General features: G+C 51.1%; 22 protein-coding genes and 1 pseudogene. 13 read left to right on the forward strand and 10 right to left on the reverse strand.

All coding sequences use genetic code 11. The annotated features are described in order from the left end of the window. Positions 1 to 30 precede the first annotated feature (30 nt). From ansA to yajD, 3 genes are all read left to right on the forward strand, one after another. On the forward strand, positions 31 to 1,047 hold the full coding sequence (gene ansA, locus AC3ITF_RS12210; RefSeq protein ID WP_096757298.1) for an asparaginase: 1,017 nt from the start codon (positions 31 to 33) through the stop codon (positions 1,045 to 1,047). Positions 1,048 to 1,060: 13 nt separating this feature from the next. Beyond that, positions 1,061 to 1,699: a bifunctional nicotinamidase/pyrazinamidase gene (pncA, locus tag AC3ITF_RS12215; protein WP_489175694.1), complete on the forward strand. Its 639-nt coding sequence runs from the start codon at positions 1,061 to 1,063 to the stop codon at positions 1,697 to 1,699. Between the two features lie 158 nt (positions 1,700 to 1,857). Then, positions 1,858 to 2,202, forward strand: coding sequence for an HNH nuclease YajD (gene yajD / locus AC3ITF_RS12220; protein ID WP_003030690.1), 345 nt, complete (start codon positions 1,858 to 1,860; stop codon positions 2,200 to 2,202). A gap of 61 nt (positions 2,203 to 2,263) precedes the next feature. On the opposite strand, the gene AC3ITF_RS12225 is transcribed toward yajD, so the two are convergent. Next, complete coding sequence (locus AC3ITF_RS12225; RefSeq protein ID WP_115258693.1) at positions 2,264 to 2,539, reverse strand: YeaC family protein; 276 nt, start codon at positions 2,537 to 2,539, stop codon at positions 2,264 to 2,266. A gap of 41 nt (positions 2,540 to 2,580) precedes the next feature. Then, complete coding sequence (gene msrB, locus AC3ITF_RS12230) at positions 2,581 to 2,994, reverse strand: peptide-methionine (R)-S-oxide reductase MsrB (RefSeq protein WP_489175695.1); 414 nt, start codon at positions 2,992 to 2,994, stop codon at positions 2,581 to 2,583. A 341-nt stretch (positions 2,995 to 3,335) separates the two neighbouring features. On the opposite strand from msrB, the gene gapA reads away from it, so the two are divergent. Both gapA and AC3ITF_RS12240 read left to right on the forward strand, forming a co-directional pair. Then, a complete protein-coding gene (gapA, locus tag AC3ITF_RS12235) occupies positions 3,336 to 4,331 on the forward strand; it encodes a glyceraldehyde-3-phosphate dehydrogenase (RefSeq protein ID WP_096757311.1) in 996 nt (331 codons plus the stop codon). Positions 4,332 to 4,407: 76 nt separating this feature from the next. Then, positions 4,408 to 5,292 carry a D-hexose-6-phosphate mutarotase gene (locus AC3ITF_RS12240; protein ID WP_489175696.1) on the forward strand — a complete coding sequence of 295 codons (885 nt, stop codon included), beginning with the start codon at positions 4,408 to 4,410 and terminating at the stop codon, positions 5,290 to 5,292. Between the two features lie 36 nt (positions 5,293 to 5,328). Here the strand turns inward: AC3ITF_RS12240 and AC3ITF_RS12245 are convergent, their stop codons facing one another. Both AC3ITF_RS12245 and AC3ITF_RS12250 read right to left on the reverse strand, forming a co-directional pair. Continuing rightward, on the reverse strand, positions 5,329 to 6,183 hold the full coding sequence (locus AC3ITF_RS12245) for an aldo/keto reductase (RefSeq protein WP_489175697.1): 855 nt from the start codon (positions 6,181 to 6,183) through the stop codon (positions 5,329 to 5,331). A gap of 165 nt (positions 6,184 to 6,348) precedes the next feature. Continuing rightward, the gene (locus AC3ITF_RS12250) at positions 6,349 to 7,095 is read right to left on the reverse strand and encodes a MipA/OmpV family protein (protein ID WP_115258696.1); all 747 of its coding nucleotides are present in this window, start codon (positions 7,093 to 7,095) and stop codon (positions 6,349 to 6,351) included. A gap of 433 nt (positions 7,096 to 7,528) precedes the next feature. On the opposite strand from AC3ITF_RS12250, the gene yeaG reads away from it, so the two are divergent. Further along, positions 7,529 to 9,463 (forward strand): protein kinase YeaG, encoded by a 1,935-nt coding sequence (gene yeaG / locus AC3ITF_RS12255; protein ID WP_096757315.1) that lies wholly within the window; start codon positions 7,529 to 7,531, stop codon positions 9,461 to 9,463. 122 nt (positions 9,464 to 9,585) lie between these two features. Beyond that, on the forward strand, positions 9,586 to 10,863 hold the full coding sequence (locus AC3ITF_RS12260; RefSeq protein WP_096757316.1) for a YeaH/YhbH family protein: 1,278 nt from the start codon (positions 9,586 to 9,588) through the stop codon (positions 10,861 to 10,863). 86 nt (positions 10,864 to 10,949) lie between these two features. Here AC3ITF_RS12260 and AC3ITF_RS12265 read toward each other — a convergent pair whose 3' ends face one another. Genes AC3ITF_RS12265 through AC3ITF_RS12275 form a run of 3 tightly spaced genes read right to left on the reverse strand, consistent with a single transcriptional unit; the run spans position 10,950 to position 12,815 of the window. Beyond that, positions 10,950 to 11,582: a CatB-related O-acetyltransferase gene (locus tag AC3ITF_RS12265; RefSeq protein WP_170973041.1), complete on the reverse strand. Its 633-nt coding sequence runs from the start codon at positions 11,580 to 11,582 to the stop codon at positions 10,950 to 10,952. 38 nt (positions 11,583 to 11,620) lie between these two features. Further along, the gene (locus AC3ITF_RS12270; protein WP_489175698.1) at positions 11,621 to 12,031 is read right to left on the reverse strand and encodes a hemerythrin domain-containing protein; all 411 of its coding nucleotides are present in this window, start codon (positions 12,029 to 12,031) and stop codon (positions 11,621 to 11,623) included. Positions 12,032 to 12,044: 13 nt separating this feature from the next. After that, positions 12,045 to 12,815, reverse strand: coding sequence for a class I SAM-dependent methyltransferase (locus AC3ITF_RS12275; protein WP_117342967.1), 771 nt, complete (start codon positions 12,813 to 12,815; stop codon positions 12,045 to 12,047). 177 nt (positions 12,816 to 12,992) lie between these two features. Between AC3ITF_RS12275 and dgcJ the strand changes: the two genes are divergently transcribed. The 3 genes from dgcJ (at position 12,993) to AC3ITF_RS12290 (ending at position 15,623) form a co-directional block, all read left to right on the forward strand. Further along, positions 12,993 to 14,483, forward strand: coding sequence for a diguanylate cyclase DgcJ (dgcJ, locus tag AC3ITF_RS12280; RefSeq protein ID WP_096757320.1), 1,491 nt, complete (start codon positions 12,993 to 12,995; stop codon positions 14,481 to 14,483). A 45-nt stretch (positions 14,484 to 14,528) separates the two neighbouring features. Continuing rightward, the gene (locus AC3ITF_RS12285) at positions 14,529 to 15,032 is read left to right on the forward strand and encodes a YbaK/prolyl-tRNA synthetase associated domain-containing protein (RefSeq protein ID WP_135912163.1); all 504 of its coding nucleotides are present in this window, start codon (positions 14,529 to 14,531) and stop codon (positions 15,030 to 15,032) included. Positions 15,033 to 15,176: 144 nt separating this feature from the next. Continuing rightward, positions 15,177 to 15,623: a DUF441 domain-containing protein gene (locus tag AC3ITF_RS12290; RefSeq protein ID WP_016152803.1), complete on the forward strand. Its 447-nt coding sequence runs from the start codon at positions 15,177 to 15,179 to the stop codon at positions 15,621 to 15,623. On the opposite strand, the pseudogene AC3ITF_RS12295 reads toward AC3ITF_RS12290, so the two are convergent. Then, positions 15,606 to 16,398: pseudogene (locus tag AC3ITF_RS12295) on the reverse strand (AraC family transcriptional regulator); the annotation flags it as partial. The gene AC3ITF_RS12290 and the pseudogene AC3ITF_RS12295 overlap by 18 nt on opposite strands. A 99-nt stretch (positions 16,399 to 16,497) precedes the next feature. On the opposite strand from AC3ITF_RS12295, the gene AC3ITF_RS12300 reads away from it, so the two are divergent. Beyond that, on the forward strand, positions 16,498 to 17,685 hold the full coding sequence (locus tag AC3ITF_RS12300) for a CynX/NimT family MFS transporter (RefSeq protein ID WP_489175699.1): 1,188 nt from the start codon (positions 16,498 to 16,500) through the stop codon (positions 17,683 to 17,685). Between the two features lie 37 nt (positions 17,686 to 17,722). Here AC3ITF_RS12300 and AC3ITF_RS12305 read toward each other — a convergent pair whose 3' ends face one another. Further along, complete coding sequence (locus AC3ITF_RS12305; RefSeq protein ID WP_117342964.1) at positions 17,723 to 18,430, reverse strand: CTP synthase C-terminal region-related (seleno)protein; 708 nt, start codon at positions 18,428 to 18,430, stop codon at positions 17,723 to 17,725. A gap of 198 nt (positions 18,431 to 18,628) precedes the next feature. Here AC3ITF_RS12305 and AC3ITF_RS12310 point away from each other — a divergent pair, with 198 nt between their 5' ends. After that, on the forward strand, positions 18,629 to 18,976 hold the full coding sequence (locus AC3ITF_RS12310) for a DUF488 domain-containing protein (RefSeq protein WP_137363032.1): 348 nt from the start codon (positions 18,629 to 18,631) through the stop codon (positions 18,974 to 18,976). Positions 18,977 to 18,983: 7 nt separating this feature from the next. On the opposite strand, the gene AC3ITF_RS12315 is transcribed toward AC3ITF_RS12310, so the two are convergent. Then, positions 18,984 to 19,232, reverse strand: coding sequence for a putative hemolysin (locus AC3ITF_RS12315; protein WP_137363033.1), 249 nt, complete (start codon positions 19,230 to 19,232; stop codon positions 18,984 to 18,986). A gap of 186 nt (positions 19,233 to 19,418) precedes the next feature. On the opposite strand from AC3ITF_RS12315, the gene AC3ITF_RS12320 reads away from it, so the two are divergent. Next, on the forward strand, positions 19,419 to 20,444 hold the full coding sequence (locus AC3ITF_RS12320) for a sensor domain-containing diguanylate cyclase (protein WP_489175700.1): 1,026 nt from the start codon (positions 19,419 to 19,421) through the stop codon (positions 20,442 to 20,444). Positions 20,445 to 20,491: the final 47 nt, after the last annotated feature.

Here is a 20,491-nt window from a genome sequence, read left to right on the forward strand (position 1 = left end):
GGGGTTTTTCTTTGAGACAGAAGAAAAGTCATGCAGAAGAAATCGATTTACGTTGCCTATACCGGCGGTACCATCGGTATGCAGCGCTCAGAACAAGGTTACATTCCGGTTTCCGGCCATCTTCAGCGTCAACTGGCATTGATGCCTGAATTCCACCGCCCTGAGATGCCAGACTTCACCATTCACGAATATGTCCCGCTGATGGATTCCTCCGATATGACGCCAGAAGACTGGCAGCATATTGCGGAAGATATTAAAGCTCACTACGACGAATACGACGGTTTTGTGATTCTGCACGGCACCGACACCATGGCGTTCACCGCCTCAGCGCTGTCGTTTATGCTGGAGAATCTGGGCAAGCCGGTTATTGTGACAGGGTCACAAATCCCGCTGGCTGAGCTACGTTCAGACGGACAAATCAATTTGCTGAATGCGTTGTACGTTGCGGCCAATTATCCGATCAATGAAGTCACTCTGTTCTTCAATAACCGACTGTATCGTGGTAACCGCACCACCAAAGCGCACGCCGACGGTTTTGACGCCTTCGCTTCACCTAACCTTGCACCTTTACTGGAAGCCGGGATCCACATCCGTCGTTTGGGCACCCCGCCCGCGCCGCACGGTGCGGGCGAGCTGATTGTGCACCCTATCACCCCGCAGCCGATTGGCGTGGTCACGATTTATCCTGGAATTTCCGCAGACGTGGTGCGTAACTTCCTGCGCCAGCCAGTCAAAGCGTTAATTCTGCGTTCTTACGGCGTGGGCAATGCCCCGCAGAATAAAGAGTTCCTGAAGGAGCTTGAGGATGCCAGCTCACGCGGTATTGTGGTCATTAACCTCACGCAGTGCATGTCCGGCAAGGTCAACATGGGCGGTTATGCGACGGGGAATGCGCTGGCACATGCGGGCGTGATTGGCGGTGCGGATATGACCGTTGAAGCAACACTGACCAAGCTGCATTATTTGCTGAGCCAGGGTCTGGACACGCAGGCCATCCGTGACGCGATGACGCAAAACCTGCGCGGTGAGCTGACGCCAGATGATTGAAGGAGGAGTGACGATGGCACGAACATTACTGCTGGTTGATTTACAAAACGATTTTTGTGCCGGAGGCGCACTTGCCGTTCCAGAAGGTGATAGCACCGTGGATGTCGCCAATCGCCTGATTGACTGGTGTTCGCTGCGCGGTGAGAAGGTTGTTTCCAGTCTGGACTGGCATCCGGCTAATCACGGCAGCTTTGCCAGCCAGCATCAGGTCGCCCCTTACACGCAGGGACAACTGGATGGCCTGGCGCAGACATTCTGGCCGGATCACTGTGTACAGAACTCGCAGGGAGCGGCCCTGCACCCTCTGCTGAATCAGCGCGGCATTGATAAGACGTTCTATAAGGGCGAAAACCCGCAGGTTGACAGCTACAGCGCATTTTTTGATAACGGTCGCCGTCAGGCAACGGAACTGAATGCGTGGCTTGTGCAACAGCGTATTACCGACCTCATCATCATGGGGCTGGCAACCGACTACTGCGTGAAGTTTACCGTCCTCGATGCGCTGGAACTGGGCTATACGGTGAACGTCATTACCGACGGTTGTCGAGGGGTGAATATTCAGCCTCAGGACAGCACGCAGGCGTTTATGGAAATGGCCGCTGCGGGTGCAACGCTGTATACGCTGGCAGACTGGGAAGAAACTCAGCGTTAAGTTTATTGCCGGAGGGCGGTGAAAATAGCTTATCCGGCCTACACATGGTCACTAATAAACTCTGATCCCCACGTCGTGCACAATAGGTTATGATTATCACCATCTGCTGCGCCTGACGTTGGCGCAGCTTTTCATATTCTACAGGAGCACGAGGTTTTATGGCTTTTATCCCTAAAAATTACGCCCGTCTGGAAGTCGGATACCGGGAAAAGGCGCTTAAACTGTTCCCCTGGGTCTGCGGGCGCTGTTCGCGCGAGTTCGTGTATTCCAACCTGCGCGAGCTGACGGTACACCATATCGATCATGACCATTCCAATAACCCGGAAGATGGCAGTAACTGGGAGATGTTATGCCTGTATTGCCACGATCATGAGCACTCGAAATACACCGAAGTGGATCAGTATGGTTCTACCGTGGTGGCAGGCGAAGATGCGCAGAAAGACGTCGGCGAGGCGAAATACAACCCGTTTGCCGACCTTAAGGCGATGATGAACAAGAAGTAAGACTTTGCAGGTCCGTTACGGTAAGCCGTGCCGGACCTGCGAATTCATGTTGTTTCCGCAATCAGGATTTGAACGTCGCAATCGGCTCAGGCGTTATCCCAAATTCAACTTTCAGCTGCTGCTTACTCTTCATGACCATCTCACCGTTGGTGTCGATAGTCATATGCTGCGCATCGATATTGTTACGCGCCTGCCATAACATCACCAGTTGCATGCTGTTCTCTTTTTGTTCTGCCGTCAGCGCGACGCCATCCGGCCATTTTCCCAGCTCAACGGCCGTCGATAAGCGCTGATAAACTTCCGGCGTCATGCTGTTAATCATCTCATCAAGATTCATCTTAAACCCACTCCCGTAGAATAATTTGCTGAATCGTTTCTTCAGCCTTTAATCTGCTCACCGTTTTCATCGTCAGTAAAGTTCAAAGACGCTGAGTTGACGCAGTAGCGTTCACCGGTAGGTTTTGGACCATCCGGGAAGACATGTCCCAGGTGCGCATCACAGTTGCCGCAACGAATTTCAATGCGCTGCATGCCGTGTGACGTATCCTTAATGTAACGAATCGCCTCTTCACTGACAGGCTCGTAAAAGCTAGGCCAGCCGCAGCCAGAATCGTATTTTGTATCAGAACGAAACAGCGGTTTGTCACAGTTCAGGCAGAGGTAAACACCGTCCCGCTTGTTATGCAGCAAACGCCCGGTAAATGGCGGTTCTGTCCCATGATTTTGTGTCACGTAGAACTGCATTTCGGATAAATTTTTCTTTAGGTCTTCTGGAGAAGGTTGATTAGCCATTTGCTCACATCTCGCTTTATCTAAACTCACATTGCGAGACAGATTCTAACAAAACATTAACACCGCAGGGCGAACTTTTGTTCTAAACTTGATCATTGCGAAATGGCAGCCTATAAATCGTGATAGCAATCACGTTTTTATCTTGATTGCCCTTTAAAATTCGGGCCGCCGCCCCCATGTGGTTTCAAGCCCAAAGGAAGAGTGAGGCGAGTCAGTTGCGCAAAGCTTAGGCAGCAGATTGATTTGTCGCAATGATTGACACGATTCCGCTTGACGCTGCGTAAGGTTTTTGTAATTTTACAGGCAACCTTTTATTCACTAACAAATAGCTGGTGGAATATATGACTATCAAAGTAGGTATCAACGGTTTTGGCCGTATCGGTCGCATTGTTTTCCGTGCTGCTCAAGAACGTTCTGACATCGAGATCGTTGCAATCAACGACCTGTTAGACGCTGACTACATGGCTTACATGCTGAAATATGACTCCACTCACGGCCGTTTCAACGGTACCGTTGAAGTGAAAGACGGTCATCTGATCGTAAACGGTAAAAAAATCCGTGTTACCGCTGAACGTGATCCGGCTAACCTGAAATGGGACGAAGTTGGTGTTGACGTAGTTGCTGAAGCTACTGGCCTGTTCCTGACAGACGAAACCGCTCGTAAGCACATCACTGCTGGCGCGAAAAAAGTGGTTCTGACTGGCCCGTCCAAAGACAACACTCCGATGTTTGTTAAAGGCGCTAACTTTGACAAATACGAAGGTCAGGACATCGTTTCTAACGCTTCCTGCACCACTAACTGCCTGGCTCCGCTGGCTAAAGTTATCAACGACAACTTCGGTATTATCGAAGGTCTGATGACTACCGTTCACGCGACCACCGCGACTCAGAAAACCGTTGATGGCCCGTCTCACAAAGACTGGCGCGGCGGTCGTGGCGCAGCACAGAACATCATCCCGTCCTCTACCGGTGCTGCTAAAGCAGTAGGTAAAGTACTGCCAGAACTGAATGGCAAACTGACTGGTATGGCGTTCCGCGTTCCTACTCCGAACGTATCCGTTGTTGACCTGACCGTTCGTCTGGAAAAAGCTGCTTCTTACGAAGAAATTAAGAAAGCAATCAAAGCTGCTTCCGAAGGCCCGATGAAAGGCGTTCTGGGTTACACCGAAGACGACGTTGTATCTACCGATTTCAACGGTGAAGTTTGCACTTCAGTGTTCGATGCTAAAGCAGGTATCGCACTGAACGACAACTTCGTGAAACTGGTATCCTGGTACGACAACGAAACCGGCTACTCAAACAAAGTTCTGGATCTGATTGCTCACATCTCCAAATAAGTTGAGATGAAAATCTGATCCAAAAAGGCGACCTCGGTCGCCTTTTTTTATGGTTTTCAACATCAAGGATTGCATCATGATTAATAAAATTTTTGCACTTCCGATAATCGAACAAATTTCCCCTGTCCTCTCCCGTCGTCAGTTGGATGAACTGGAGGTCGTGGTGGTCGATCACCCGCAGGTGAAAGCCTCTTTCGCCCTACAGGGCGCGCATCTTCTGTCATGGAAACCGACCGGCGAAGATGAGGTCCTGTGGTTAAGCAGCAATACGCCGTTTAAAACGGGCGTAGCGCTGCGTGGTGGCGTCCCTATTTGCTGGCCATGGTTTGGCCCGGCGGCACAGCCAGGGCTTCCCTCGCACGGTTTTGCCCGTAATCTGCCGTGGACGCTGAAAGCGCACAACGAAGATGACAACGGTGTGGTTCTGACGTTTGAACTGCAAAGCAGTGCTGAAACGCGTCAGCTTTGGCCGCATGAGTTTACATTGTTAGCGCGTTTCAAAGTGGGTGCTACCTGTGAAATAGAACTGGAAGCCCACGGTGAATTTGAAACCACCTCCGCGCTGCACACCTATTTTAACGTCGGTGACATTGCAGCGGTGAAAGTGAGTGGCCTTGGTGACCGTCTGATCGATAAAGTTAACGATGCGAAAGAAGATGTCCTGGCTGACGGTATCCAGACGTTCCCGGACCGCACCGACCGCGTGTATCTGAACCCGGAAGCGTGCAGCGTCATCCATGACGATTCACTGAACCGCAACATCGACGTCGTACACCATCAACATCTGAACGTTGTCGGCTGGAACCCAGGGCCGGCCCTGTCTGTCAGTATGGGTGACATGCCGGACGACGGGTACAAAACATTTGTCTGCGTAGAAACCGTTTACGCGACCGCGCCGCAGAAAACCACCGCTGAGAAGCCTTCTCGCCTGGCACAAACAATTCGTGTTGCTAAGCGCTAAGATTTTGCCAGTTGCCTGATGGCAACTGGCGTTTTATCAGGCCATATCTAGCGGTGTTTTAGCTGCTGGGGCTGGAAAAGCCGAGTCTAACAACATCAACTCCTCGTCAGAAAGCGTCATATTTAGCGCTGCGGCATTCTGCTCAACGTGTGCGACATTTGCCGCCTTCGGAATGGCTATCACTCCCGGTTGTCGAATAACCCACGCCAATAAAATCTGCGCGGCGCTGGCCTTGTGCGCGTGCGCAATCTCACTCACCACCGGATTAGTGAGCAAATCTCTGCGTAAACGCCCCGCCTGGGCCAACGGGCTGTAGGCCATGACCGGTATCTGCCGTTGCTGACACCATGGCAGCAAATCAAACTCAATACCGCGTGACGCCAGATGATACAGCACCTGATTCGTGGCACACTGCTGTCCACCAGTAACCTGCCATAGCGCCTGCATGTCTTCATAGTCGAGGTTAGAAACGCCCCAGCGGCGGATTTTCCCTTGCGCGATCAACCTTTCCATCGCCTCAACCGTCTCTGCAAATGAAAAATTACCCGTCCAATGCAGTAAGTAGAGATCCAGATAATCGGTCTTCAGTCGCCGCAGGCTCGCTTCGCAGGCCGCGATGGCTTTCTGGCCCCCAGCATTCCAGGGATAAACTTTTGATACCAGAAAAGCGTCATCGCGTCGCCCCAATAACGCCTCGCCGACAATCTCTTCCGCTGCACCATCAGCGTACATTTCTGCAGTATCAATAAGGCGCAAACCCAGATCCAGTCCAGCACGCAGCGCCGCCACTTCAGCTCCCCGGCAATGGGCGTTTTCACCCATATACCACGTCCCCTGCCCGATAGCAGGAAGCGTGGCCTGCCCGGTAAACATCACCTGTTTATCTTTCATCGCACTCTCCTGTATTTTGCACCACAGTAAAGCAAAACAGTGCGCATGTGTCCTGTAATGGTGCACAAATTGCACCATCATCGTTTGGGCTATTTGTTGCCCGGCCTGCCAGCAGACAAAAAAAAGCCCGCTGTAATGCGGGCTTCTGTTTAGAATGGTCAGTTATCAGAACTTGTAGGTAATACCCGTAGAGATCAGACCCGTCCAGGATTTGTCTACCATCGGACTGTCGGTCACTTCATCAGACAGGTGGGTATAACGCGCCGTCGCGTATGCACTCCAGTTGCCGATGAAGTTATAATTTGCGCTCAGCTCCAGGTACGGGCTCCAGCTGCTATTTGGATCGTAGCTACGCAGGCCGCTGCGAGAGGATTCATGATGCGATACACCATAATAGTATTCGTTTTGGTTTTCGCTGTTCCACTCGACACCGATCCCCGGCGTCAGCGTCAGGCCACCGTTAGTGTAACGATATAACCACGCCAGATCCCAGACGATACCATTACTGTTGTCCAGCGCGTCTCCCGCAAGGCTGGTGCGCAGGAAGCCGTATTGCGTATTGTGGACGTAAGACAGACCGGCCATCATGGTGCTCTTACGTTTATCCAGTCGACGCAATTGACTGTTATCGCTGTCGCCCGGTTTAAAGTACATCGGTGACCAGTAAGCCATGACAGACAACTTATCGGTATTGTCATTCCACAGGTAGTAACCGCCCCCCAGCCCACGGAACCAGAAGTTCTCACTGTCATAGGTCACTACAGGTACCGGGTAAACGTCGTTATCGTATTGTTTATAAGCGTTCTCAACCACACCAACGCCCGCGCCCAGCGACAGGTCGCTTTCTGCTTGTGCTACGCTGGAAGAAGTGGCAATAAGCACGCCAAGTGCCAGAAGTTTGAGTTTGGTCACAGTCCATAATTCCTTATTCAAATGTAAAGCACCCAAAGTGTAACCGTCATTGCGTGACAGCCCAACTATTTTACGTATTCATCTCGTTATGTAACCCTCTAATTTCTCAGCGAGTGATGACATTTTACTTGCAGTCCGATGAACAAGGCATGAATTCCGTCCTATTTCTTTACATAAGATGTCTATTTTTTGCCGATGAGTTATTGATATGCCATTGAAATTCGTTTGAGCGCGCAGGCAAGTTTTGCAAATGCCATCTACGCTTAATTTTAGAAGGTGTATCACCGAATACGTTGATCTTCTGACCATCAAAATGGCATGAGAGTTGCTTATTTTTCCAGCAGCGACGTCGTTCAGTTTACCTCTTCAGGGGCCTCTACTATTCATATGAACGGCTCTTAACATGTGCTAAAAAACGAAAGGACGGCATACCATGAATATATTCGATCACTATCGCCAGCGTTATGAAGCTGCCAAGGACGAAGAGTTCACGCTGCAGGAGTTTCTTACCACTTGTCGGCAAGATCGCAGTGCTTATGCCAACGCGGCAGAGCGGCTATTAATGGCTATTGGTGAGCCTGTCATGGTCGATACTGCCCATGAACCTCGACTTTCTCGACTCTTCTCTAACCGGGTTATTGCACGTTATCCCGCGTTTGAAGAGTTTTACGGCATGGAAGACGCGATTGAACAGATTGTCTCCTATCTGAAGCACGCGGCGCAGGGGCTGGAAGAGAAGAAGCAGATCCTGTATCTGCTGGGGCCTGTAGGGGGAGGAAAATCCTCTCTTGCTGAGCGACTGAAGTCGCTGATGCAGAGGGTACCGATTTATGTCCTGAGCGCCAACGGTGAACGCAGCCCGGTTAACGATCACCCGTTATGCCTGTTTAATCCGCAGGAAGATGCACAAATCCTGGAGAAAGAGTACGGGATCCCACGTCGCTATCTTGGCACCATTATGTCGCCATGGGCCGCGAAGCGTCTGCATGATTTTGGTGGAGACATCACCAAATTCCGCGTGGTTAAAGTGTGGCCGTCTATTCTGGAACAAATCGCTATCGCCAAAACGGAACCGGGTGATGAGAACAACCAGGACATTTCCGCGCTGGTCGGCAAAGTGGATATTCGTAAACTCGAACACCACGCCCAGAACGATCCGGATGCCTACGGCTATTCCGGCGCACTGTGCCGGGCTAACCAGGGGATTATGGAGTTCGTGGAGATGTTTAAAGCACCGATTAAAGTGCTACATCCTCTGCTGACCGCAACGCAGGAAGGTAACTACAACGGGACAGAAGGTATTTCTGCCCTGCCGTTTAACGGCATCATTCTTGCCCACTCAAACGAATCTGAATGGGTGACGTTCCGTAACAACAAAAATAACGAAGCCTTCCTTGACCGCGTATACATCGTGAAGGTTCCGTATTGCTTACGCATTTCCGAAGAGATCAAGATCTACGAGAAATTGCTTAATCACAGTGAATTGACCCACGCGCCGTGCGCACCGGGTACGCTGGAAACGCTGTCTCGCTTTACCATTCTTTCTCGCCTGAAAGAGCCAGAAAACTCGAGCATCTACTCGAAGATGCGCGTTTACGATGGCGAGAGCCTGAAAGACACCGATCCGAAAGCGAAATCCTATCAGGAGTACCGGGATTACGCCGGAGTCGATGAGGGGATGAACGGTCTGTCAACGCGCTTCGCGTTTAAGATCCTCTCCCGCGTGTTTAACTTTGACCATGTAGAAGTGGCAGCCAACCCGGTGCACCTGTTCTATGTTCTGGAGCAGCAAATTGAGCGCGAGCAGTTCCCGCAGGAGCAGTCCGAACGTTATCTCGAGTTCCTGAAAGGTTATCTGATCCCGAAATACGCTGAATTTATTGGCAAAGAGATCCAGACCGCCTATCTGGAATCCTACTCCGAGTATGGACAGAACATTTTTGACCGTTATGTCACCTATGCGGATTTTTGGATCCAGGATCAGGAATACCGTGACCCGGATACCGGTCAGCTGTTTGACCGCGAGTCGCTGAATTCAGAACTGGAAAAAATTGAAAAACCGGCGGGTATCAGCAACCCGAAAGATTTCCGTAATGAGATCGTCAACTTTGTTCTGCGCGCCAGAGCGAATAACAGCGGTCGTAATCCAAACTGGACCAGTTACGAAAAACTGCGCACGGTTATTGAGAAGAAAATGTTCTCCAACACCGAGGAGTTGCTGCCGGTCATTTCGTTTAACGCTAAAACCTCAACTGACGAGCAGAAAAAGCACGACGATTTTGTCGACCGCATGATGGAAAAAGGCTACACGCGTAAACAGGTGCGTTTACTGTGCGAATGGTATTTGCGCGTACGTAAATCGTCTTAACATAAGTGCCCGGTGGCGCATGGGCTTACCGGGCATGCAAAACAATGTTCCGTAGGCCGGATAAGCGCCAGCGCCATCCGGCACTTACAGACATGGCGAACAGTTGGCAGTACGGGGGGCATATGACCTGGTTCATAGACCGACGTCTTAACGGTAAAAACAAGAGCACGGTTAACCGCCAGCGCTTCTTGCGCCGTTATAAATCACAAATTAAACAGTCGATCTCCGAGGCCATTAATAAGCGTTCGGTGACTGATGTCGATAGTGGCGAGTCTGTCTCTATCCCAACCGATGATATTAGCGAACCGATGTTCCATCAGGGGCGTGGAGGCCTGCGCCATCGCGTACATCCGGGTAACGACCATTTTGTACAGAACGACCGTATAGAACGCCCTCAGGGCGGCGGCGGGGGTTCAGGAAGCGGGCAAGGCCAGGCCAGCCAAGATGGAGAAGGCCAGGATGAGTTCGTGTTTCAAATTTCTAAAGATGAGTATCTGGATCTGCTGTTTGAAGATTTGGCACTGCCGAATCTGAAGCAAAATCAGCAACGCCAGTTAACGGAATACAAAACCCACCGTGCGGGCTTCACCTCCAATGGGGTGCCAGCCAATATCAGCGTGGTGCGTTCCCTGCAAAACTCACTGGCGCGCCGCACGGCGATGACGGCAGGTAAACGTCGGGAGCTGCACGCGCTTGAAGCTGACCTGGAGACCATCGCCAATACAGAACCGGCGCAGTTGCTGGAGGAAGAACGCCTACGCAAAGAAATTGCTGAACTGCGGGCAAAAATTGAACGCGTCCCGTTTATCGACACCTTTGATTTACGCTATAAAAATTATGAGAAACGACCCGATCCTTCCAGCCAGGCGGTGATGTTCTGTCTGATGGACGTTTCCGGCTCGATGGATCAGTCAACGAAAGATATGGCCAAGCGGTTTTACATTCTGCTGTATCTGTTCTTAAGCCGTACCTACAAAAACGTGGAAGTGGTTTACATTCGCCACCATACCCAGGCAAAAGAGGTGGACGAGCATGAGTTCTTCTACTCTCAGGAAACCGGGGGCACCATCGTCTCCAGCGCGCTGAAGTTGATGGATGAAGTGGTGAAAGATCGTTACGATCCTGCCCAGTGGAATATCTATGCGGCGCAGGCATCAGATGGCGATAACTGGGCGGATGACTCACCGTTGTGCCATGAGATTCTGGCGAAAAAACTGCTGCCGGTGGTGCGATATTATAGCTATATCGAAATCACCCGCCGCGCGCACCAGACCTTATGGCGTGAGTACGAGCATCTGCAATCGACCTTTGATAACTTTGCCATGCAGCATATCCGTGACCAGGATGATATCTATCCGGTGTTCCGGGAACTGTTTCATAAGCAGAGTGCCACAAGTTGAGATGAACCATTGACGATCGGCCAGTTACGTACTGTTTCTGGCTGATTTTTCAACAAGACACGCCCACTCTACGCCCAATTCGCCGTTTACACTTGTCTCTGCCGGGCAACACTCAACTCCAACGCTGAAATATCGCCAGATGACAACAGCGGTTGCAACGCCACCAGCGTCTCTTCCGCCAGTTGATACAAATCCAGCGCCAGCAATCGTTTAATATCCTCTTCGGGAAGTCGATATCTTATGATCTTCGCCGGATTCCCGCCGACAATCGCATACGGAGGTACATCTTTGGTCACGACAGCACCCGCAGCCACGACAGCGCCTTCTCCAACCGTCACGCCAGGCATAATCATCGCGCGCATACCTAACCAACAGCCATCCTTGAGAACCGTGTCTCCGCGAAACTGGTAGGCATCGTTGATGGACGCCATAAAGGGGTAAAGACTTATCCAGTCCAACCGGTGGGTACTGTTTCCCCCCATAACAATCACGCTCTCGGCACCAATACAGACGAAATTACCGATGATCAACTTATCCAGATGCCCGAGCGGTTCCCACTCTCTGCTAACCTCGTCGCCAAGTAAATATCGCACGACTGAAGCCTCAAAGCCTTTATCCCAGCAGTCGCTGTAATAACTGTGCGTCCCTTTAATTACGATATTGGGATTCGTCACTGTCTGGTGAAGATATTCCATTCTCGACCAGTGTTTTTCTGACATTCCAGTAGCCCTTTACTCAGTTATGTTCTTAACGCACATTACATCCTTTCTACCAGCGGATAGAAATCTTTATTTTCCCGCTGCATACGCTCAAACACTTTGCGTAATACGGTATTGGTGTCGCGTCTGAACGCCTCGTCATTACCCATCAGCTTGCTGGCAATATTCCAGCGGCGCGAAAACGCATCATACTCACCAACAATATCCGCCATTTCACGTTGAAATTGGGTACTGACCTGTCTGAGTTTACTATTCCCATCCTGTTCAATTTGAGGATAAAGAAACTGATCTTCCGCTGACAGATGCGTTTTAATGATCGCACTCATGCTCACGATCGCCGCAGCAATTTGCTGCGCATTGGATGATACCCCGGACTGGCTTAACGTACGTAGAAAAGATATTTTTTCGAGAATATCAACGTGCTGATGTTTCATTTTATCCAGATTCATCCCTTTATCCTTTTTATTTACCCTTTACGGAACAGCAGGCGATATAGTTGAGTTGGTGACGCTGTGCGCGGAAAAAACGGAACATCTTAAGAAAACGCTGGCGATTCTCATGCGTGCGTAGTCCGTTATAAGCAATTTTAAGGGCGCCGTTAAATCCCTCATCACGAATTAACCCCTGCGGCGACATTAGCGACATTTCACCATTTTGCTGTAGCACCTGTTCAAATCCCGCGCCCAGAAATAGATCGCGCCAGCCTTGCTGCGTCAGTGGACTCACATTTGACTTCACAACCTGCTGAAGCTGGTTTTGATCGCCCTCTCCCAGTTTTTGCGCCGTAAACATAATGTCATGGGTTAACAAGCGCCCACCAGGTTTCAGTACCCGATGGTATTCCGCAATCAACTTCGTCTTAGCCTTATCACCGTACATCGTGAGCATGGCTTCATTAATCACCACGTCAAAACTGTTGTCGGCGAAAGGAATAGTATTCGCATTAGCGGCCATGACATGAATGTGATTTTCCAGCCCATGGACAGCGACGTTATTTCTCGCCTTAACCAGCGCACTTTTATCCATATCAATGGCGTATACAGTGCAGCCAAAGCGTTGCACCAGTTCAATCGCCGTGGTCGCCATGTTACACGCCACTTCAAGCACCTGACTGTCTGACGTCAATTGCGACTGGCTGAACAGCCATTCTGTGGCTTCTATCCCCCCCGGGCGCAGGCGGGTTTTCCCCAGGCTGGCCAGAAATGTATGGCCAGCTTTTTCCATCGTACTCATCGGCCTGTCTCCTTTTCTATAAGTTGCATTATAAATACAACATTAAAGATTAAAGGTGAAGAGTACGAATGATTTTTATTACAAAAATAGCCAACAATGGGTCATTCCCATACCGTTAGAGTGGACGTTTAGCGTGTGATAAACTGAAGTATCGGACTTACAGGGCTGAAAAACATTATGAAATTTCATCATAAAGCGCTCCGGCACTTTATCTCCGTAAGCGTTATTGTTTTGACCTCTTCTTTTCTGGTGTACGAACTGATTGCCAGCGATCGAGCAATGAACGCCTATATGCGTTATGTCATTGAGAAAGCCGACTCTTCTTTCCTGTATGATAAATACACTAATCAGAGTATTGCCGCCCATTTAATGCGCCGTTTTTCATCGCCCAAAGCCCCTGTTTCTGCTGAACAACGAAAAGCACTGTGCCAGGCATTTGAGCACGTTAACGGCACGTACGGGCTGAATCTCACCTCACATAGCTACCTGCCGTTACGCGGTACTTTACAGACCCACTCAGCAAACTGTATTGAACAACTTGATGACATATTCTTGTTGCCCGCTTTCGACCAGGCGGTCAACGTCAATCGTGAACTGGTCGATTATGGCCATGGATTAGCCACACTGGAGTATAAATTTCGTTATTACATTGATTTAAATAATAACTATATCTATTTCTACAACCTGATTAACTCTAATCAGTTCACGATGAATCATTGGTCTTTTTTGCAAAAAGGCACGCTGGGAATTCACCAGAACGATATCGATGATGTTTTTACCGGCCGCACCGTCATTTCCAGTATTTATGAGGATGATCTGACGCAAGAAAAAGTCATGAGCTTTATCACCCCGGTCTATTACGCCGGTAAACTCAAAGGCGTCGTGATGGTCGATGTGAACAAGGACAATCTGCGGCATATTTTTTATACCAGCGATCGTCCCCTCGTCTGGCGTTATCTGAACGTCACGTTGTCTGACGTCAGTTCAGGAAAAGAGATCGTCATCAACCAGAGTGAATCAAACCTGTTCCAGTATGTGCAATATGTTAATGATATTCCCGGCGGAATACGGATCACACTCTCCCTTGATTTAATGTACTTTATTGTCTCTTCCTGGAAAATTTTCGCTTTTTACCTGCTGGCAACCGCGCTACTGCTGAATTTGGTCAGAACCCACTTTCGTTTGTATCATAACGTCCGGCGCGAAAATATCAGCGATGCGATGACCGGGTTGTACAACCGTAAAATCTTAACGCCAACGCTTGAGCAACGTTTGCAGCAACTGGTCAACGCCGGAACGCGGGTGACATTTATCGCTATTGATTGTGACAAGCTAAAAACCATTAATGACACGCTGGGACACCAGGAAGGCGATCGTATTATCACTATTCTGGCCAAAGCGATTCAAAACGCGATCCGCAAAAGTGATTATGCTATTCGCCTCGGGGGCGATGAGTTCTGCATGATTCTGATCGATTATCCTGCCGAGCTCACTCCTCAGTTGCTGGAACGGATCGACGAGAACTTACACATTATTGCGCCGGGGACCTCCGTTAGCTTTTCCGCCGGCATTTATAATATGCAGCCGGGTGACACCATTAACGATGCTTACAAAGCCTCTGACGCCCAGCTGTATCTCAACAAACAGAAAAAGCACCCTCGTTCGTGATACTTTTTCTGCGCAGGATTTTTATTGTGGTATCAGGAGTAAGAGATGACGGAAGTAAATACAGGTAATGTAACCCATCAACGTTTGGTCGCGTTATTGTCGGAACACGGCGCAACGTACCGCGTGGTCAGCCACGACGCCGTCGGCAAATGCGAAGCGGTATCAGAGATTCGTGGCACAGCCTTGGGTCAGGGTGCAAAAGCCCTGGTGTGTAAAGTGAAAGGCAATGGCGTCAATCAGCATGTGCTTGCTATTCTTTCTGCCGATCAACAGGCTGATCTGAGCCAACTCGCCAGCCATCTTGGCGGCTTGAGGGCCTCCCTGGCAAGCCCTGCTGAAGTGGATGAACTGACGGGATGCGTCTTTGGCGCCATTCCTCCCTTCAGCTTCCATCCTCAGCTCAAGCTGGTCGCCGATCCACTCTTGTTCGAGCGTTTTGATGAGATTGCCTTTAACGCTGGGGTGCTGGAAAAATCGGTCATTATGGACACCCAGGATTACCTGCGCATTGCGCAACCGGAGTTAGTCACGTTTCGCCGCACGCAATAACACGCTATAACGCCCCGTTACCGGCACAGAAACGCACGGTTATGCGTTCGCCCAAATAGCGTATACATCACTAAAAAAAGCCTGTTCCACCACGCATTTGCGCGTACAGTAAGCAGGCTTATCTTTTTTGGCAAGGAAACTACGATGTTTGATGTCACTCTGCTGATCCTGCTCGGACTGGCAGCTCTGGGCTTTGTCAGCCACAACACCACTGTCGCCGTTTCAATCCTGGTGCTGATTATTGTCCGTGTCACCCCGCTGAACACCTTTTTCCCGTGGATTGAAAAACAGGGCCTGACTGTCGGAATTATTATCCTGACGATTGGCGTGATGGCACCGATCGCCAGCGGAACGCTACCGCCCTCCACGCTCATTCACTCCTTCGTAAACTGGAAGTCACTGGTCGCCATTGCTATCGGCGTGTTCGTCTCCTGGCTGGGTGGACGTGGCGTCACGCTGATGGGCAGTCAGCCGCAGTTAGTCGCCGGGTTGCTGGTCGGTACGGTACTGGGCGTTGCGCTGTTTCGCGGCGTCCCTGTGGGACCGCTCATCGCCGCGGGTCTGGTTTCGCTGATTGTGGGGAAACAGTAGCCAGCCCCGTCAGATAACGGCCTGGGGTTTGACCCAGGCCTTTTTTGAACATGGTGATAAAGGCGGTTGTTGAATCGTAACCCAGCATGTGGGCGACCTGCTGGACGTTACGACCATCAACCAGCGCCTGTAATGCCAGAATCAACTGTAGTTGCTGACGCCAGCGGCGAAAACTCAGCCCGGTCTCTTTCACCACCAGCCGGGCAAGATTGCGTTCGCTCATCGCAAACACGCTAGCCCACTGGCCCAAGGTCTGCCATTGCGCGGGCTCCTGCGCCATCGTTGCGACCATCCTGCGAATTTTCGGATGATCGGAAACCGGCAGCTGCATTTGCTCCTGCGGTTGCTGCGGAAGTTCATCAAACAAGACCTGCGTCAGCCGCTGCGTTGACGGCTCCAGCCGCTGGGCATCGGTTCTGGTCGCCAGCGAAAGAATCAGTTCCCGGCAGAGTGGTGATATTTTCAGCGTGCAGCAACGTTCAGGCATCACTACCGCCTGCGGTTCAATAAACAAAAAACACAGCTCAGCGCCAACGGTGACGTGATTGCTGTGAGGGATCTCACCCGGGATCCACACCGCGTACTGGGGTGGCACCATCCACATGGCGTGTTCAACTTCACAGGTAATCGCGCCATGCAATGCCAGGATCAACTGGCCTTTACGGTGCTGATGCAGCGGGCTGAAGAGTTCGTCTTCCTGAGCCTGAATACAAAAAGCCACAGCGGCATCGTGATAGCGATCCGGTTCATACCCGTCCAGCCTCAGTCCCAGCATAACGTTGTCCGATTTTAGCGATAATCTGTCATTTTAGCTTGATTCATCCATGGTGTAAAAACGGTAAGGTATCGCCTCGCCTGACGATAAGAGAAAAAGATGACTTATTCCCCTTCCCCCCGCGGCAAGCAAGGTGCATTGCTGATTGCGGGTATCCTGATGATCGCCACCACGCTTCGCGTTACCTTTACCGGTGCTGCGCCGCTGCTGGATGCCATTCGCGCAGATTACGCGCTGACGACCGCCCAGACGGGGCTCCTGACTACCCTACCGCTGCTGGCCTTTGCGTTAGTTTCCCCCCTGGCGGCGGGCGTTGCCCGTCGATGGGGTATTGAGCGCAGTCTGTTTGCCGCCATGCTGCTGATTTGCGCCGGTATTGCCATACGTTCATTGCCCTCGCCGCCATTCTTATTTGGTGGAACCACCCTCATTGGCTGTGGGATAGCATTAGGCAACGTGCTGCTTCCGGGGCTGATTAAGCGTGATTTTTCACAACATGTCGCAAAACTTACCGGGGCGTACTCGTTGACGATGGGAGCTGCGGCCGCCATTGGCTCAGCCATCGTGGTGCCGCTGGCGCTTAACGGATTCGGCTGGCGCGGTGCGCTGATGATGTTGATGGTCTTTCCGCTGCTGGCGCTGTTTATCTGGCTACCGCAGTATCGCCAGACGAGCCATGCCACGATGAGTAACTCGCGCGCGTTGCATTCCCGAGGGATCTGGCGCTCCAGCCTCGCCTGGCAGGTGACGCTGTTTTTGGGGATCAACTCACTCGTCTATTACGTGATTATCGGCTGGTTGCCCGCTATTTTGATTAGCCATGGCTACAGCGAGGCGCAGGCGGGTTCGCTGCACGGTTTGCTGCAACTCGCTACTGCCGCACCCGGCTTACTGATCCCTTTAATCTTGCTTAAATTGAAGGATCAACGCGCCATTGCCGCTTTGGTCTCATTAATGTGTGCGATTGCAGCCGCAGGATTCTGGCTGCTACCCAACCAGGCCGTGTTGTGGACGATTTTATTTGGCTTTGGCTCGGGCGCGACGATGATCCTCGGACTGACGTTCATCGGACTTCGTGCCAGTTCTGCGCACCAGGCGGCTGCGCTATCCGGTATGGCGCAGTCTGTGGGGTACTTGCTGGCGGCGTGTGGACCGCCGTTAATGGGCAAAATTCACGACCTCAACGGTAACTGGCAGATACCGTTGATTGGCGTCGCCCTGCTAGCGACGCTGATGGCTGTGTTTGGCCTGTATGCTGGACGCAGCCGTGAGATAACCTCGCCATAACGCATGGGGCAGGCTCATTGCAGACCTGCCCGACTTTTTATCCGCGCGCCGCGCGTAACATCGCCTGAACCAGCGGCACGGGTTTCCCCGCCAAGGCACCCCGTTCATGTTGAAAGAGCGTGCCAACATAAAAAGGATGCGTCACCAGTTCAATGGCCCGAATATCTCCCGCCTCATCCCAGCCCGTTACGCGTAAATCCCCACGCTCCAGTTCGTCGGCAAAGGCTTGCGATACGCCGTAGTTGCAGTGATAACCTTCGGAGATCACCTCCTGATTGTAGGCTCTGGCGATCAGCGTATTCGCCCGCAGTTCGATATCATCCGTTTTTTCGACCAGCGAGCAGCTCAACGGGGCAATTACCATGCGACCTTCGGTATCCGTTTCTGCGTGTGCGGCATCGTGCCAACCCAGCACGTTGCGGGCATATTCGAGGATGGCATGCTGAAAACCACCGCAGGTGCCGAGAAAGGGAATACTGTTTTCACGGGCGTAACGAATAGCCGTCAGCGCACCTTCTGGATGCTGATACGGGCTACCGGGCACCACCCAAATAGCGTCATAGCCGACCAGGTCCTCACCGCTATTAATATCCGATGTGGTTAGCCAGTCGTAATCCGCCATTAATTCCAGCACCGCGGCAGCGTCATCAATAGCAAGGGGAATCGCCTGATGCGCGACAATGTCAGGGTTGTAGTCACCGACCAGCGCAATGCGAAGTGTATTTTTTACAGGGGAAATGTCCATGAGAGTTTCCTTGTGTCCAGACAATAAGGGACAACATAAGGAGCCTCACCCTACCGATATTTTGTTGTTTTCACAATCCCTTAAATTGGGAGTCAGTCGCGACAAAATGCTATAATGGTCACGTTTTACGATCTTAATGTACCGTAAAGACGATAATAAAACGTCTCCATTCGGTGACATAACGGAGCGGATTGAGAAATGAATATTCAATGTAAACGCGTGTATGACCCGGCTGAACAAAATGATGGTTATCGCGTTCTGGTCGACAGACTGTGGCCACGGGGGTTAAAAAAAACCGACCTGGCCTGCGATGAGTGGAATAAAGCGCTCACGCCCTCGACTGAATTACGCAAAGCATTTCATGCTGAACTTATTGATTTTAAACATTTCGCAGAACAATACCGCGCCGAGCTTGCTCAACAGCAGCAGGAAGGGAAACGGCTTGCTGACATCGCGCGTCAACAGACCGTCACGCTACTGTATGCGGCAAAAAATACGCATCAAAACCACGCTCTCGTGCTGGCCGAGTGGCTACGTCAATGGTAGCAGGCTCTCACTGCGTTTTAGCCGGGTGATCTCTGCGCCAAAGCGCCCATTCGTCGATCACTTCTCCACCGGGGAGCTTGCAGTCAGAACGTACCCCTTGCGGCGTTTGTACCGCAGTCAGCGAACCTCCTTTTTGCTGGCAATAGACGGATGCCGGATTCGCCATACCCACTTTCGGTGGCATTGGTGCATCGGGTTGCGTCGAACATCCCGCTAACATCAGCATACCTGGCAACACAATAAACAAAGATTTCATGACCGCTCCTGCAAATAATGTTATTGCGGCAGATTACCCTGACTGCCCGCCTACCTCCATGTTTTACTGATGCGTTTTCATTCTCCGCTTACATTTCATACAGTTCGGCTTGTTTCATCTTTCACAGTGTTGTTTTATCATGCAGGCATCACCGTCGTTGTTACTACTCAGGAGTATTTACCTCTCATGTCTGACATGATCCTTGCCAGAGTCTCACAATCATTAGCCACCGAGCAGTCTGTTGAGGGTCTGGTTCGGCAACTTCTGGAGATGCTGGAAATGGTGACTGACATGGAGTCGACCTATTTAACCAAAGTCGATTTAGATGCACGCCTGCAGCATATTCTGTATGCACGTAACAGCCGACAGATGCATATACCCGAGGGTTTGTCGGTGCCCTGGGATGAAACGTTGTGCAAGCGCGCAATCGAAGAAAACTGCCTGTACAGTGATAACGTCCCCGCTCGCTGGCCAGACTGTGCCGCCGCACGCGCGCTGGAAATTACCACCTTTTTGAGCACGCCTGTCCACCTTCCGGATGGGACATTTTACGGCACGCTTTGCGCCACCAGCCGGCAGCAACAAACGTTGAGCCAACGCGGAGAGCAGGTCCTGCATCTGTTTGCGAGTCTGATTGCCCAGTCGATTCAAAAAGAGTCACTGGTGGCGCAATTACGTAAAGCGAATGCGGCACTCATTGCACACTCCTACACCGACGCACTCACCGGATTACCGAATCGTCGGGCCATTTTCGAAAATATGGAAACCCTCTTTTCGCTGGCTCGCCATTTGCAGCAAAAAATTATCGTCGCCTATATTGATTTAGATGATTTCAAGCTGATCAATGACCGTTTTGGCCATGAAGTTGGTGACCAATTTTTGATCCAGGTTGGGCAACGTTTGCGCCATGTGTGTAGTGAAAACGATATTCTTGGCCGACTGGGCGGCGACGAATTTCTCGTCGCGGGTCTGTCACAAAAAAGTGAAGAAGATCAACACACGCGCATGCAAAGGGTTAAAGACCAGTTGCAACAACAACTCTGCGGCGACTATCAGCTTGGCGCTATCAGCCTGTTTTATCCTGGCGCCAGCCTGGGCGTGATTGAAGTCGATCCGCGAGAAACCGACTTAAACTGTGCGCTTCATAACGCTGATAGCGCGATGTACCTGGATAAAAAACGCGAGGGCAAAACTGCTTTTGTCACGCATTAAGCCCTGTTATTCTGGCTCATCTTCACATAACGTTGGCTGGTGAAACC

The sequence above is a fragment of the Citrobacter sp. KH_055_1 genome (genome assembly GCF_057838705.1).